The organism is Cupriavidus numazuensis (assembly GCF_905397435.1).
Taxonomy (GTDB): domain Bacteria; phylum Pseudomonadota; class Gammaproteobacteria; order Burkholderiales; family Burkholderiaceae; genus Cupriavidus; species Cupriavidus numazuensis.
Genome location: NZ_CAJPVI010000003.1, coordinates 110,241 through 125,248, shown reverse-complemented (window position 1 = coordinate 125,248; position 15,008 = coordinate 110,241). Strand labels below are relative to the sequence as shown.

Annotated in this window: 14 protein-coding genes; 2 read left to right on the top strand and 12 right to left on the bottom strand. The window is 66.0% G+C overall.

Annotated features, from left to right (window positions below; all coding sequences use genetic code 11):
- Window positions 1-218: 218 nt before the first annotated feature.
- The 11 genes from KHO41_RS04180 to KHO41_RS04130 form a co-directional block, all read right to left on the bottom strand.
- On the bottom strand, window positions 219-1,166 hold the full coding sequence (locus KHO41_RS04180) for a CysB family HTH-type transcriptional regulator (protein ID WP_211952043.1): 948 nt from the start codon (window positions 1,164-1,166) through the stop codon (window positions 219-221).
- Complete coding sequence (locus tag KHO41_RS04175) at window positions 1,163-2,299, bottom strand: sulfate/molybdate ABC transporter ATP-binding protein (RefSeq protein WP_011298130.1); 1,137 nt, start codon at window positions 2,297-2,299, stop codon at window positions 1,163-1,165. The genes KHO41_RS04180 and KHO41_RS04175 overlap by 4 nt, the downstream gene beginning before the upstream one ends.
- On the bottom strand, window positions 2,296-3,219 hold the full coding sequence (gene cysW / locus KHO41_RS04170; protein ID WP_211952042.1) for a sulfate ABC transporter permease subunit CysW: 924 nt from the start codon (window positions 3,217-3,219) through the stop codon (window positions 2,296-2,298). Before cysW ends, KHO41_RS04175 begins: the two co-directional genes overlap by 4 nt.
- Before the next feature lies 1 nt (window position 3,220).
- Entirely contained in the window at window positions 3,221-4,177 is a 957-nt protein-coding gene (cysT, locus tag KHO41_RS04165; RefSeq protein WP_211952041.1) for a sulfate ABC transporter permease subunit CysT, read from the bottom strand.
- Between the two features lie 139 nt (window positions 4,178-4,316).
- Window positions 4,317-4,976, bottom strand: a complete 660-nt coding sequence (locus tag KHO41_RS04160) for an RBBP9/YdeN family alpha/beta hydrolase (RefSeq protein WP_211952040.1) — start codon at window positions 4,974-4,976, stop codon at window positions 4,317-4,319.
- Window positions 4,973-5,815: an EAL domain-containing protein gene (locus KHO41_RS04155; RefSeq protein WP_211952039.1), complete on the bottom strand. Its 843-nt coding sequence runs from the start codon at window positions 5,813-5,815 to the stop codon at window positions 4,973-4,975. Before KHO41_RS04155 ends, KHO41_RS04160 begins: the two co-directional genes overlap by 4 nt.
- 86 nt (window positions 5,816-5,901) lie before the next feature.
- The gene (locus tag KHO41_RS04150) at window positions 5,902-6,117 is read right to left on the bottom strand and encodes a TOBE domain-containing protein (RefSeq protein ID WP_011298135.1); all 216 of its coding nucleotides are present in this window, start codon (window positions 6,115-6,117) and stop codon (window positions 5,902-5,904) included.
- A 66-nt stretch (window positions 6,118-6,183) separates the two neighbouring features.
- Window positions 6,184-7,083 carry an ATP-binding cassette domain-containing protein gene (locus tag KHO41_RS04145; RefSeq protein ID WP_211952038.1) on the bottom strand — a complete coding sequence of 300 codons (900 nt, stop codon included), beginning with the start codon at window positions 7,081-7,083 and terminating at the stop codon, window positions 6,184-6,186.
- A 12-nt stretch (window positions 7,084-7,095) separates the two neighbouring features.
- Complete coding sequence (ssuC, locus tag KHO41_RS04140) at window positions 7,096-7,899, bottom strand: aliphatic sulfonate ABC transporter permease SsuC (RefSeq protein WP_211952037.1); 804 nt, start codon at window positions 7,897-7,899, stop codon at window positions 7,096-7,098.
- A gap of 10 nt (window positions 7,900-7,909) precedes the next feature.
- Entirely contained in the window at window positions 7,910-9,073 is a 1,164-nt protein-coding gene (gene ssuD, locus KHO41_RS04135; protein ID WP_211952036.1) for an FMNH2-dependent alkanesulfonate monooxygenase, read from the bottom strand.
- A 43-nt stretch (window positions 9,074-9,116) separates the two neighbouring features.
- Entirely contained in the window at window positions 9,117-10,172 is a 1,056-nt protein-coding gene (locus KHO41_RS04130; protein ID WP_244873703.1) for a sulfonate ABC transporter substrate-binding protein, read from the bottom strand.
- Between KHO41_RS04130 and KHO41_RS04125 the strand changes: the two genes are divergently transcribed.
- Complete coding sequence (locus KHO41_RS04125) at window positions 10,171-10,488, top strand: hypothetical protein (RefSeq protein ID WP_211952035.1); 318 nt, start codon at window positions 10,171-10,173, stop codon at window positions 10,486-10,488. The two genes, KHO41_RS04130 and KHO41_RS04125, sit on opposite strands and share 2 nt — an antisense overlap.
- Window positions 10,489-10,547: 59 nt before the next feature.
- Here the strand turns inward: KHO41_RS04125 and KHO41_RS04120 are convergent, their stop codons facing one another.
- The gene (locus KHO41_RS04120; protein WP_211952034.1) at window positions 10,548-11,555 is read right to left on the bottom strand and encodes a sulfate ABC transporter substrate-binding protein; all 1,008 of its coding nucleotides are present in this window, start codon (window positions 11,553-11,555) and stop codon (window positions 10,548-10,550) included.
- Between the two features lie 571 nt (window positions 11,556-12,126).
- Here KHO41_RS04120 and KHO41_RS04115 point away from each other — a divergent pair.
- Complete coding sequence (locus tag KHO41_RS04115; protein WP_211952033.1) at window positions 12,127-14,973, top strand: autotransporter family protein; 2,847 nt, start codon at window positions 12,127-12,129, stop codon at window positions 14,971-14,973.
- Window positions 14,974-15,008: the final 35 nt, after the last annotated feature.

Sequence of the window (15,008 nt, the reverse complement as noted above, 5' to 3'; positions counted from 1 at the left end):
CACGAACCGGAGAGTCGTTTCGCTATCGATTTCCCCGGCATGTGCAGGCACTTTACGACGCCTGGGGCCGGGAAGAAAAGTGTCTTGCGACGAACGGCGGGCGCGCGGCGCGAACCGCGCGGGGACGGGATGGACAGCGACATGCGCCGCTGCCTGCACAGATGGGGGCCGCCAGGGCCTGGCAGCAATGCAAGGCTGACCGGGTAGCCAGCGCGCAATCAGGCAGCCAGGGCCTGCCGCGTGTCGCTTTCGCCCAGCGCGCTGGAGACCGTGTCGCGCGACAGGTGCGGCGCGAACATGTTGATGAAGGCGTGGGCGTAGTCGCGCAGGTAAGCACCGCGGCGCAGCGCCACGCTTGTTGTATTCGAATCGAACAGATGGTCGGCCGAAATCCGCACCAGGCCCGAGTCCTTGCGCTCGTCGTAGGCCATCGATGCGATGATGCCCACGCCCAGTTCGAGCTCGGCATAGGTCTTGATGACGTCCGCATCCAGCGCCGTCAGCACGATTTCGGGCTGCAGGCCGGCTTCGGCAAACGCACCGTCGATCTTGCGGCGGCCGGTGAAGCCGGCGTCATACGTGATCAGCGGGAAACCGGCCACATCTTCCAGCGTCGGCTCCGGCACGAGCGTCAGCGGATGATCGGGCGAAACGACCAGCACGTGCTGCCAGGTGTAGGCCTCGAACGACGTCAGCCCAGCCTCGGTGGCGAGCGCCTCGGTTGCGATGCCGATGTCGGCCTGCCCCGTCAGCAGCAGTTCGACAATGTGCGTCGGCGACGCCTCCTGCAGCGCGAGCGTTACGTGCGGGTACGCGCGGCGGAACGACTGCACCACCTTCGGCAGCGCGTAGCGCGCCTGCGTGTGCGTCGTGGCGACCGTCAGGCGCCCCGTATGGCGGCCGGCGAATTCGTCGCCGGCCTGGCGCAGGTTCTCGGCCTCGAGCAGCAGGCGCTCGACAATGCGCACGATCTCGCGGCCCGGCTCGGTCAGCCCGGTCAGGCGCTTGCCATAGCGCTCGAAAATCTCCACGCCGAGTTCTTCTTCGAGTTCGCGGATCTGGCGCGACACGCCCGGCTGCGAGGTGTACAGCGCGTTGGCGACTTCGGTCAGGTTGAACTGGCGGCGTACCGCCTCGCGAATCGATCGGAGTTGCTGGAAATTCATCGCACTGCCCCTTGCCGGCTTGACGTCGCGCCGTTGGCGCGCGCGTTCGATTGTTGTTGTGTGTGCTGGGTGAAGACACGCAGCTGGCGCGGCCGCACCGCCAGCAGTTCGCCTTCGCGGAAGCCCGCGTGGCGGAAGCGCTCGAGCGGCAGCGCCACCTCGATCACGTCCTGGTTGTCCTCGCGCTCGAGTTCGAGCTGGGCCACGGGGCCCAGCGTCAGCGCGCGGCGCAACGTGACGGCGATGCCATCGGTGCCCGGCGCATAGCGTTCGAGATCGAGGTCGTGCGGCCGCACATAGGCCACGGCATCGCCGGCGGTCTCATGGCCGCTGCCCACGACCGGCAGCACCGCTTCGCCGGTATGCAACAGGCCGCCGCTCTCGCCCACTTCCAGGCGGCCATGGAACAGGTTGACGTTGCCGAGGAAGCCGAACACGAACGGCGTAGCCGGATGGTTGTAGACCGCTTCCGGCGAGCCGAACTGCTCGACATGCCCGCGATTCATCAGCACCACCTGGTCAGCCACTTCGAGCGCTTCTTCCTGGTCGTGCGTCACGAACACGCTGGTCACATGCAGTTCGTCGTGCAGGCGGCGCAGCCAGCGGCGCAGTTCCTTGCGCACCTTGGCATCGAGCGCGCCGAACGGCTCGTCGAGCAGCAGCACGCGCGGCTCCACGGCGAGCGCACGGGCCAACGCAATACGCTGGCGCTGGCCGCCCGAAAGCTGCGCGGGATAGCGGTCAGCGAGCCAGTCGAGCTGCACGAGTTCCAGCAGCGACTTCACCTTCTCGCGGATCTTCGCTTCGCTCGGGCGCTCGTTGCGCGGCTTCACGCGCAGGCCGAACGCCACGTTCTCGAACACGCTCATGTGCTTGAACAACGCATAGTGCTGGAACACGAAGCCGACCTGACGCTGGCGCACATGCTGCTCCGAGGCATCGCGCCCGGCCAGCACGATCTGGCCCGCATCGGCGCGCTCCAGGCCCGCGATGATGCGCAGCAGCGTGGTCTTGCCGCAGCCCGACGGCCCAAGCAGCGCGGTCAGCTCGCCCTCTTCGAAGTCCAGCGAGACGTTGTCCAGCGCGACAAAATCGCCAAAGCGCTTCTCTACGTTCTTGACCTGAATGCTCATGATGCCTGTCCTTGCAATGCAGCCAGCGGACGTTCCGTGGCAGCGTTTTCGTTTTCCTTGCGGGCACGCAGTTCGACCAGTGTCTTGATACCCAGCGTGACCAGGGCCAGCAGCGTCAGCAGCGATGCCACCGCGAATGCCGCCGCAAAGTTGTACTCGTTGTAGAGAATCTCCACATGCAGCGGCATGGTGTTGGTCAGGCCGCGGATATGGCCCGACACCACCGACACCGCACCGAACTCGCCCATCGCACGGGCGTTACACAGAATCACGCCATAGAGCAGGCCCCAGCGGATGTTCGGCAGCGTGATGTGCCAGAAGGTCTGCCAGCCCGACGCGCCCAGCACGATGGCGGCTTCTTCCTCTTCACTGCCCTGCGCCTGCATCAGCGGAATCAGTTCGCGCGCCACGAAGGGGAACGTCACGAAGATCGTGGCCAGCACGATGCCGGGCACCGCAAACATGATCTTGATGTCGTGCGCCTCCAGCCACGGACCGAACCAGCCCTGCGCGCCGAACATCAGCACATAGACCAGGCCCGAGATCACCGGCGACACCGAGAATGGCAGGTCGATCAGCGTGGTCAGCAGGCTCTTGCCCGGGAACTCGAACTTGGCGATGGCCCAGGCCGCGGCCACGCCGAACACCAGATTCAATGGCACCGCAATGGCGGCCACGGTCAGCGTGAGCTGGATTGCCGACAACGCATCCGGCTCGATCAGCGCTTCCCAGTAAGTCTCCACGCCCTTGCGCAGCGCCTCGTAGAAGACCGATGCAAGCGGCACGAACAGGAACAGCGTGAGGAACAGCACCGCCACGGTGATCAGCGTGTAGCGCACCCATACGGCTTCGCCGGTGGCGTCGAATTTGTGGTGGGCCGAGCCCTGCCGCCCGAGGCGGCCCGAAACTGCGCCGGCCATGTCAGTGCTCCTTGCCCGTGGCGGGCGCTTCGAGTGCCAGGCCGCTATGCGCGCCCGACTGGTGGCGGCGGGTCCAGGCCTGCAGCAGGTTGATCACTAGCAGCAGCCCGAAGGAAATCACGAGCATCACCACGGCCACCGCGGTAGCACCTGCGTAGTCGTATTGCTCGAGCTTCGAATAGATCATCAGCGGAGCGATTTCCGAGACCATCGGCATATTGCCGGAGATGAACACGACGGAACCGTACTCACCCGTGGCACGTGCGAACGACAGCGCAAAGCCGGTCAGCAGCGCCGGCAGGATGGCTGGCAATATCACGCGAATGAAGGTCTGCAGGCGCGTGGCACCCAGGCTTGCAGCAGCCTCTTCAAGCTCCTGCTCGACGTCTTCGAGCACCGGCTGCACCGTGCGCACGACGAACGGCAGGCCGATGAAGGTCAGCGCCACCACCACGCCCAGCGGAGTAAAGGCCACCTTGATGCCGAGCGGCTCGAGATAACGGCCAATCCAGCCATTGCCCGCGAACAGTGCCGTCAGCGCGATACCAGCCACTGCCGTGGGCAGCGCGAACGGCAGGTCCACCAGTGCATCGATCAGGCGCTTGCCCGGAAAGCGGTAGCGCACCAGCACCCAGGCCACCACCAGTCCGAAGACGGTATTGATGATGGCGGCAATCAGCGACGCGCCAAAGCTCAGTTGATAGGAGGCAACCACGCGTGGCGCCGTCACCGTCGTCCAGAAAGCCTCCCACGTCATCGTGAACGTCTTCAGGAACGTGGCCGACAGCGGGACCAGCACGATCAGCGTGAGATAGAAGATCGTGAACCCGAGGGACAGGCCAAAGCCCGGCAATACCGTAAAGCGCTGGCGGCTGTTACGGCCCGGCGCGCTACGGCTGGCACGCGAATCGGGGGCGGCCGGTGGGGGCGTGTCCGCCAGGGAAATGGTCGGTGGCATGTCGTCTCGTCGGTGGTCGGCCCCGCGACGTTGCGCGGGCCCTTATGAAACCGGCGCATAAAGCACCGGCCCTACGAGACAAATTCTGCAGATGCCGCCTTATAAACAGAACGAATCTTTACGAATTTTCTTAGACGATTTAGATATATGGGACCGTAGAAGCGACTTCCACGCCAGCTTCCCAGGGCCCCGCCTGGTCGCCAGTGGCTTCGGCGCTACCTGCGAAGTTGATCCGCTGCACCAGGGTGCCAAGCAGACCCAGACCCTCGCCCCACTCGCCCAGGCCAGAATCCGCGTTGATGTGACCGAGGCTGCCCGCATCGATCAGCTCGCTGCCCCACAGCGTCCCCCAGCTGAAGGCCGTACGTTGCGGCATCCACGGATCGTTGCGGCTCGCAATCAGAATGGTTGGGAATGGCAGCCTGTAAGCCGGCAGTAGATGCGCGACAGCGAATTTGTCGGGATCCGCGGGTGCCACCAGCAGCGCGCCGGCAATTCCCGCCGGATCGAGCGCCGCCTGCCGCAGCGTGGCCAGACACCCGAAGCTATGCGCGACCAGCACCGCGCCGCGCGACGCCACGCGCTGCGCGCGCATGACGCCTTCGGACACGCGCTCCGCCCACAAAGGCAGGCTCGGACGCGACCAGTCATGCTGCTCGATGCGTTGCCAGTCCGGGAAGCGCTGCTCCCAGCGGCTTTGCCAGTGTCCCGGACCGCTGCCGTGAAGGCCCGGCACCGTGAGCACCTGCAGGTGCCTGGGGATCTCCAGGCGTGGAATCGGCTTGCTGCTCTCCGTCATGCCACCTCCTCGCTCAACGTCCGTGCGGGGCGCAGCGCAGCAGGCGTCACCAGCCCGCCCGCGAACGCACCCTGCCCCAGACCGATACCGGCCGCCTGCAGGCGTTCCACGCTCAGGGCATCCTGCAGCCGCCGGCCGATCAGCGTGACGCCGGCATTGGCCGCGCTCGCGCCCAGCCCGGCAAGCTGACGGTCGGTCCATGTGCGGCGCATATCGAGCTTGAGCCAGTCGGGCAAGGCGTGGGCCATCAGCGCACCGGCCTCGGCCGGGTCGGACGCCTGCAGGCTCACGGCAAACCCGTTGCGGCGATAGTTGCCCACCACGTGCAGCAGCAGCGGCAAGTCGTCATTGGCGCTGGCCGGCACCTGGATCACGAAGCGATCTGCCGGCAGGCCGAGCGACTGCAGCGCGCGCCGGAACGCGGAGCCATGGTCATCGGCCACCGCCGCCAGCAGGCGGTTGTGCACATTGAGCACCAGCTTGTGGGCCCCGTCCGCGGCAAAGTAGTTGATGGCATGCACGAGGCGCGACAGACGGTCCAGCGACACCAGCGTGGCGTCATCGGCGGCCATCGCAAACAGCTTCCACGCGGCAAGGCCGACACCGTCCTCTGCATACGTGTGGATCGCCCCTTCGTGCGCGACGACCTCGCGGTCGGCCAGCGTCACCAGCGGCTCGAATGCGCTCGTGAGTGAACAGTTGAAAAACTGGCCCTGCACCTGGCCGCGCGCGTCGCGCCAAAGCTGGCGGTCGGCCAGCGGCTGCCGCGGCAGCGTTTCAAGGTAGCGCTCCAGGGCGCCCCACGTGGCTTCGGGTGCGTTCGCGCCTGCGATGGCCATGCCTGTGTTTCCTTTCGCGCCTCCCGGCGCCTTTGTTCCTGCTTGACAGTCAAGCTGCAGACCGTGCGCACACGGCCCGCGGCACTTTACAGCTTGGCAATGGACACTTCGGTGGCCTTGACCAGCGCAACGACTTCGCTGCCCAGCGTGAGGCCGAGGTCGCGGATCGAGCGCGTGGTGATGACCGAGGTGACGATGCCGGCCGGCGTTTCCACGTCCACTTCGGAAACCACCGGGCCTTCGATGATGGCGGCTACCTTGCCGCGGAACTGGTTGCGTACGTTGATCGCCTGAATGCTCATGATAGAAGCTCCTTTGGTGAAGGCGTATGAAGATTGTGTAATGACGATGTGCGGGTTCCGAATGCGTTACACCGCGAAGCGCACGGACTCGACCGTGCGCACCAGCGACCAGTCCGCGGTGGCTTCCCGCTCCGATTGCGGCACGGCCCCTGCATTCGGCGTGTGCTGCATGACCCGCCGCAGCACCTGTTCCTCGAGGTGCGCGAACGCCGCCGAGCCACGCTGCCGCGGCCGGGCCAGCGCCACGCGTTCATCCATTGCAATGTGGCCGTCTTCGATCAGCACGATGCGGTCGGCCAGTGCCACGGCCTCGGACACGTCGTGCGTCACGAGCAGTGCGGTAAAACCCAACCGGCGCCACAGCGATTCGATCAGCCCTTGCATCTCGATGCGGGTGAGCGCATCCAGCGCGCCGAGCGGTTCGTCGAGCAGCAGCAGGCGCGGGTGGTGCACCAGCGCGCGCGCCAATGCCACGCGCTGGCGCTGCCCGCCAGAGAGCCGCGCCGGCCACGCACCGGCGCGGTCGGCCAGACCGACCTGCGCCAGCACGGCCGCGGCCTCTTCGCGGCGTTCGCGCGGCAGGCCCAGCGCCACGTTCTCAAGTACGCGCTTCCATGGCAGCAGGCGCGAGTCCTGGAACATCACGCGGATGTCCTGCTGCAGCGTGCGCGCAGGCTGCGCGTCGAGCGTGATGGCACCTTCGTCCGCGCCTTCCAGCCCCGCCACCAGCCGCAGCAAGGTGCTCTTGCCGCAGCCGCTGCGGCCGACGATGGCAACGAATTCGCCCGGTGCCGCCGTGAGTTCGATACGGTGCAGCACTTCACGCCCGTCATAGCGCTTGATGACCTGCTGCACATGCAGCGCGACACCGCCGGGCTGTGTTTCTGCAGTGTGCGGCAGGGCCGACTGCTTCAGCCGCGTATCGGCATACGCGAGCGCGGCCTGTTCCACGGGATTGCTTTGCATGTCGCGTTCTCCTTATGCGGCCTGGTAGCCCGGATGCCAGCGCAGCCAGAAGCGTTCGAGCCCGCGTGACAGCACATCGGCCAGCTTGCCGAGCAGCGCATAGAGCAGGATGCCCACAAGCACCACGTCGGTCTGCAGGAACTCGCGCGCGTTCATCGTCATATAGCCGATGCCCGATTGCGCGGAGATGGTCTCGGCAACGATCAGGATCACCCACATCAGGCCCAGCGAAAAACGCACGCCGACGAGGATGTTCGGCAGCGCTCCCGGCAGGATTACCTCGCGGTACAGGCGCCAGCCTGACAGCCCGTAGCTGCGCGCCATCTCGATCAGGCCGGGATCGACGGCGCGGATGCCGTGGAACGTGTTCAGGTACACCGGGAAGAACACGCCCAGCGCGACCAGGAACAGCTTGGCAGTTTCGTCGATGCCGAACCACAGGATCACGAGCGGAATCAGCGCGAGCGTCGGGATGTTGCGGACCATCTGCAGCGTGCTGTCGAGCAACGTGGCCGCGCTGCGGAACGTACCGGTCAGCAGCCCAAGCAGCAGGCCCAGGCCGCCGCCTACGGCAAGGCCCACCACGGCGCGCCACGTGCTGACCCAGACGTGCGTCCACAATTCGCCGGAACGGGCGAGTTCCCATGCAGCCTTCACCACGGCCAATGGTGCGGGCAGCACGCGCGTCGACAGCCAGCCGTACTGCGATGCAGCCTGCCAGGCGACGAACAGCAGCGCCGGCACGACCCACGGTGCGAGCGTGCGCGCCACGATGCGCCAGTCACGGCGCGGCGACGCGATCAGAGTTGCGGACATGGCGGCCTCCTCAGCTCTGCGAGGCGCGCGGCACGATGCCGGTCGCCATGACTTCACCGAACGGACCCGACAGGACTTGCCCGGGCAGCTTGTCGCGCACCGAACGCGGCAGCAACGGGAACACCAGTTCTGCGAAGCGGTACGCTTCTTCGAGATGCGGATAGCCGGACAGTACGAAGGTATCGATGCCCAGCTCGGCGTATTCGCGGATACGCTCCGCAACCTGATGCGGATCGCCCACCAGCGCCGTGCCCGCACCGCCACGTACGAGGCCTACGCCAGCCCAAAGGTTGGGACTGATTTCCAGCGCCTCGCGCGTACGCTTGTTGCCCCCCGCATGCAAGGCTGCCATGCGGCGCTGCCCCTCGGAATCCATCTTGGCAAACACCGCTTGCGCGCGCGCCACGGTCTCGTCGTCGAGCCGGCTGATGAGATCCTCCGCAGCGGCCCACGCAGCGGACTCGGTTTCGCGCACGATCACGTGCAGGCGGATGCCGAACTTCACCGTGCGGCCGTGGCGCGCGGCATGCTTGCGCACGTCGGCGAGCTTCAGCGCAACTTCCGCCGGAGGCTCGCCCCACGTCAGGTAGGTATCGACCTGCTCGCCAGCCAGTTCATGCGCAGCGGCCGAAGAGCCGCCGAAATACACGGGCGGATGCGGACGTTGCAACGGCGGGTACAGCACGCGTGCGCCCTTCACGGTCAGATGGCGCCCTTCGAAGCTGATCTCGCCGCTGTCATGGCTTGCCGCGAGCACGTCGCGCCAGATGCGGATAAATTCTGACGACGCTTCGTAGCGTGCGGCGTGATCGAGGAACAACCCATCGCCCTCAAGCTCCGCCACGTCACCGCCCGTCACCAGGTTGACCAGCAGACGTCCGCCTGAAATGCGGTCGAACGTGGCGGCCATGCGCGCAGCGAGCGTGGGCGTCATCAACCCCGGGCGCACTGCCACGAGGAAGCGCAGCCGCTGCGTCACGGCTGCCAGCGCCGATGCCACCACCCACGGGTCTTCGCAGGATCGTCCGGTCGGAATCAGCACGCCTTCATAGCCGAGCGTGTCGGCAGCCACGGCCACCTGCTTCAGGTAGTCGATGCCCACCTCGCGCGCGCCTTCGGACGTGCCCAGGTAGCGGCTGTCGCCATGGGTCGGGATAAACCAGAAAACTTGCATGTCGGTACCTCGTTATCGTTCTGATCGTGGTGCAGGACGCGCGTCAGCGCTGCGCCTGCTGCCAGCTCGCGTCCGAGACCCGGATCGGCTTCGGAATCAGCTTGAGCGAATGAAAGACGTCGGCGATGCGTTGCTGCTCGGCCAGCACCTCGGCGCTCACGGGCCGCGCGCCATAAGAGAAGCGCGATACGGCCAGATCAAGCACGGCGGGATCGAGTCCGATTTCGCTGGTCAGCACGGCCGACGCGTCCTTCGGGTTCTTCTCTGCCCACGCGCCGAGCGATGCGAGTTCATCGAGCAGCAACTTGACGATCTCGGGCCTGGCTTGCGCATAGGGACGCGATGCCAGGTAGAACTGGTGGTTGCTGACCACGTTCTTGCCGTCGGCGCCGCGGCCATCGGCCAGCACGCGTGCGCCGAGCTGCCTTTCGGCGGCGGCGAGGAACGGATCCCAGATCACCCACGCATCGACCGCACCGCGTTCGAACGCGGCACGCGCATCTGCCGGGGGCAGGTAGACCGGCTGGATTTCGTTGTACGGGATGCCGGCTTTTTCAAGCTGCCGCACCAGCAGGTAATGCACGTTCGAGCCCTTGTTCAGCGCCACGCGCTTGCCACGCAGGTCGGCCACGCTCTTGATGGCCGAGCCCTTCGGCACGACGATGGCCTCGGCTGTCGGCGCCGGCGGCTCGTTGCCGATATACGCGAGCTGCGCGCCGGCGGCTTGCGCGAAGATCGGCGGCGCTTCGCCGACAGTGCCGAAGTCGATCGCGCCGACATTAAGGCCTTCCAGCAATTGCGGGCCGGCCGGGAACTCCGTCCACTTGACCGTGATGCCCTGCGGCGCCAGGCGCTTTTCCAGCGTGCCGCGCGCCTTCAGCAGGGTCAGCGTGCCGTACTTCTGATAACCGATGCGCAGCACCTTCGGGTCGACATTCTTCGATTGCGCCTCGGCGCGGCCCGGCAACAAACCGTAGGCAAGGCCGGTCGCGAGCACGAGCGCTGCGGCCAGGATCCGGCGGCGGCGCTGGCTGCCGATGTGCGGATAGCGGGAATGGTTCGATTCGCCGGCAACCGGCGACAAGCTGGACGATGTCATGAATGGTTTCCTGAGCCGGCGCTGGTCCGGCAATCTGTCTGCATGGATGGTCTTGGCCGATATGCGGCCCGCAATCCGCCCTGCCGGCCTGGTCTACAGGCGGCATGACAACGTGATTGCTGTGGAGGCGCCGGCCCAGTGCCGGTACGTCAGTACGGGTGGCCGGCGGGACTACGAATCAGCTCAGGCGGGACATCGCTGCGTTACGGTGACGTGCGCGGCATGTACAGCGTGCCGGGCCAGCGAAACGGCGCGCGAAAGCACCGAGGGACTGCCGGACAGCGTGAGGATCGACATCGGGGCTTCCTTCTTCTGATTGGCGGGACGGTGCCGGTGGCCCGGGACGCTGGGGCTGGCCCGTCCGTCTTCTGCTGACTATTGCTTCTTGCCCGGCTGGTAGATCTGGTCGAACGAACCGCCATCGGCAAAGTGGGTCTTCTGTGCCTTCTGCCAGCCGCCGAATGCTTCGTCGATGGTGAACAGCTTCACCTTCGGGAAGTTCGCCGCGTACTTGGCGGCCACCTTCGCGGAGATCGGACGGTAGTAGTTCTTGGCCGCAATTTCCTGGCCTTCATCGGTGTACAGGAACTGCAGGTAAGCTTCGGCCGCCTTGCGGGTACCCTTCTTGTCGACCACCTTGTCGACCACGGCGACAGGCGGCTCGGCCAGAATCGAGACCGACGGCGCAACGATGTCGAACTTGTCCGGACCGAGTTCCTTGATCGCCAGGATCGCTTCGTTTTCCCATGCGATCAGCACGTCGCCAAGGCCGCGTTCGACGAAGGTCGTGGTCGCGCCGCGCGCGCCGGAATCGAGCACCGGCACGTGCTTGAGCAGTTCGCCGACGAATTCGCGCGCCTTGGCGTCATTGCCGCCCGGCTGGCGCTGCGCGTAGCCCCACGCGGCCAGGTAGTTCCAGCGCGCGCCGCCCGACGTCTTGGGATTGGGGGTAATGACCTGCACGCCCGGCTTCACCAGGTCGTTCCAGTCCTTGATGCCCTTCGGGTTGCCCTTGCGCACCAGGAACACAATGGTCGAGGTGTACGGCGACGCGTTGTGCGGCAGGCGCTTCTGCCAGTCGGGCTTGATCAGGCCTTTCTCGGCAATCGCGTCGATGTCGTAGCCGAGCGCCAGCGTAACCACGTCGGCGTCCAGCCCGTCGATCACGGAGCGGGCCTGCTTGCCCGAGCCGCCGTGCGACTGGCGCACGGTTACGGCGTCGCCGCCCTGCGCCTTCCAGGCCTTGGCAAACGCGGCGTTCACGTCCACGTACAGTTCGCGCGTCGGATCATACGAAACGTTCAGCAGATTGGTTGCCGTCGCCGTCTGCGCGGCGCCGATAGCGGCAAATGCGGCCAGGCCAATGGCCAGCTTGCGGATCATCTTGTTGCTCCCGTCAGTGTCGTGAATGGCGCCGGGGCGCCTCATTGGCTGCCCGCCTTGTGTGGATCGGGCTTGTGTCAGGAGCAAGACTACCGAGGGGCCTATCTGAACGGAACGAATGGTTTCGCCGAACCTTGCGTGTTTTCCGCATAAGATCGCGCGGAAATATGCACATGCCGGCGCAGGGTGGGTCGGGCGGTCAACCAGACGTTAAAAAGCGGACGCCCAAAAGAAAACGCCCACACCGTTTTACCGGTGCGGGCCAAGTTTCCATTCGGAAACGGGTAGACAAGTCATGAAGAGCGCCCCCGCATCTCCATGACAGAAACAATCTTATCGGGACGGGCTCGATTCCGGATTGACCAAGGTCAAGCCAGGCTCATTGCGTCGGGTTGCATGGATTCGCCGGTTAGCCGGGCCGAATTGCGCCGCCCGCATCACAAACCGCGCATAAGTTTGCTGCATCGCAAAACACTTTATCGGGCGCTCAAAAAAGTGCAATTGCGTACGCCGTTTGCCGCCGTTAGTGTCCCTTTCGGTTTCATTGACGTGCCGCCCGGCGCGCCCGCTTATGCTCGCAAGATCTTCCCTGGCGGTTTTCTTTCTGGGCGCCCTGCCCGGATTACCCGAGGCCGAAGCGGCCGAATGTTCGCCGTGGCAGGGCGGCAAGGCCGTTGCCAACGCGTGCGAGTTGACGCTGGCCGGCGGCACCATCGACACCGGCCGCGGCGATTACCAGGCAGCGCTGACTGCGCAAGGCGGCGGCGTCGTGACGGTCACCGGCCCGCTCAAGCTGTTCACCGCCGGCAACGACGCAACCGGCATCTTCGCGCAAAGCCAGGGCAAGATCACGCTCACCGTGCCCGGCAACTCCGTGACGACAAGCGGCAACAATTCCTACGGCGTGCAGAGCTTCGGCTCGCAATACATCACCGCGCAAGCCACGATCGTGACCTCGGGCGAGCAATCGCACGCGGCGTTCGAAGATTTCGGCGGCGCCATCCGGCTGACGGACTCGGACCTCACGACCAGCGGCGCACGCGCGGCCGGCGCGGCCATTCAGGGCGGCGGCGTGATCGACCTGGAAGGCACCACCACCATCACCACGCGCGGCGATGCGGCACCGGGCCTGTTTGCGACCGATGCGGGCTCACGTGGGATTCTCGGCGTGAACGGCACTGGCAACTTCACGATCCGCACCAGCGGCGCCGGCGCCCCCGCCGCCATCGCTCGCAACGGCGGCGTGCTGAACCTGCGTGGCAACAGTGCCATGACGACCACGGGCAGCGGCAGCCACGGCTTGCATGTGTATGCCGATGGCTCGAGCCTGACGGCGCAGAACGCGCAGGTCCGCACCGAAGGCCCTTCCGCCTTTGGCGCGTTTGCTACGCAGCGCGGCGCCATCACGCTGGCCGACAGCACCATCACCACGACAGGACAAGGCAGCCACGGGTTGTCCGTCCATGATGGCGGCCGCATCGTCGCGCGCAATGTGACGGTCAACACGTCGGGTCAGCAGGCCAGTGGCGCCGAGATCTCCAACGGTGCACGGCTCGACCTGTACAACGTGACCCTGCGCAGCACCGGCAGCGGTGCTGGCCTCTATAGCGATGCTGCCGGTGCCAATGCGCCTGTCACCGTGCTGGTCGACGGCGGCCTTGTCGATGCGGCGCAATCCGGCGTGGTCCATGTCGCGGGCAGCAATATGGATCTGACCGTGCGCAACGGGGCCATCCTGCGAGCCGGAACGGGACGTTTGGCCGAAATCATGTCGATGAACGGCCAAGCGGCACAACTCACCCTGGCAGCCGACCACGCCACGCTGAACGGTGACATCGTTGCCAATGCCGCCGGTGGCAACATTGCCGATATCGCGTTGACCAACGGATCGGTGCTGACAGGGGCCGTCACCGGCGCACGCACGCTTGGTGTGCAGCAAAGCCAGTGGTCCGTCACCGCCGACAGCACCGTCGGCACGTTGACCAACAGCGGGGCCATCGCCTTCGGTGAGGGCTTTCACCTGCTCGCCACGCGTAGCTACACCGGCCAGTCCGGCAATCTGACGCTCAATACCCGACTGGGCATCGACGAATCACCGTCCGATCGCCTGCAGGTCGCGGACATGGCATCCGGCACCACGGCGCTGCGCATACGCAATGCCGGCGGCCCCGGCGCGACCACGACCGGCAACGGCATCCTCGTCATCGACGCCCACGCCAGCGAACCGCATGCCTTTGCGCTGGCCGGCCCCGTGGTCGCAGGCCCGTACGAGTACACGCTGCAGCGCGGCAGCACCGACGCGAGCGCGCCGCAGAACTGGTACCTGCGCTCGACGCTCGACTGTTCGGGCGCGGGAGCGCCTTCCCCGCCCTGCCCTGCGCCCGGGCCATCGCCGGCGCCGCCCGGTCCGGTACCGCCGATTCCAAACTACCGCCCCGAAGTCTCGCTCTATACCGCCATCGCGCCGCTCGCCCTGCAGTACGGCCGCTCGCTGATGGACACGCTGCACGAACGCATGGGCGAGCAGGCAGTGCTGCGCGACCGTAGCGACCTTTCAGGCGAGCCGTTGCCCGGTGCTGGCTGGGGCCGCGTCATCGGCATGCAGGGCAATCGCGATGGCGGCCAGCGTGGCATCTACGGCAAGACACCGAGCTACGACTATCGCTTCGCCGGCATGCAACTCGGCGCGGACCTGCTGCGCCACACGCATGACGACGGACACCGCGACCACGCCGGTGTCTATGGCGCCATCGGCTACGCGGGCATGGATGTCGATCACTTCACCGGCGTGCGTGCCGGCACCAACCGCTTCGACGGCTATACGGTCGGCAGCTACTGGACCCACTACGGCGAGCAGGACTGGTATCTGGACGGCGTGCTTCAGGGCACGTGGTACAACGTGCGCGCAAGCTCGAACCGCGGCCTGCCCGAACTGACCACCCATGGCGTCGGGCTTGCCTCGTCCATCGAAGCGGGCTATCCGTTTGCCTTGGGCCAGGGCTGGGTGCTGGAACCGCAATCGCAACTGCTGTACCAGTGGGTGAAGCTCGACGACTCGTCGGATGCGGGCGCCACCGTGCACTTCGACAACGTCCGCTCGCTGGCAGGCCGTATCGGCGCACGAATCGCCAGAACATGGCAAGACGACGAAGCTGTGCAGCCGCGCCAGTTCACCGTGTGGGCACGTGTATCGGCGTGGTACGAATTCCTTGGCGATCCGCGCACGGCGTTCTCGACGGCATCGGGCTTCATCCCGTTCCAGGCAAACCTCGCGGGCGGCTGGAGCGAACTCAAGGCCGGCTTCAGCGCAGAGTTTAGGCGCAACTTGTTCGCCTATGCCAGCGCCGGATACCAACGCGGTTTCGATGGCACGCGACGGGCCTGGGACGGCAAGCTTGGCGTACGGTTCAACTGGTAAGCCCAGGACGACAAAAAACCCGCCGCATCACTGCG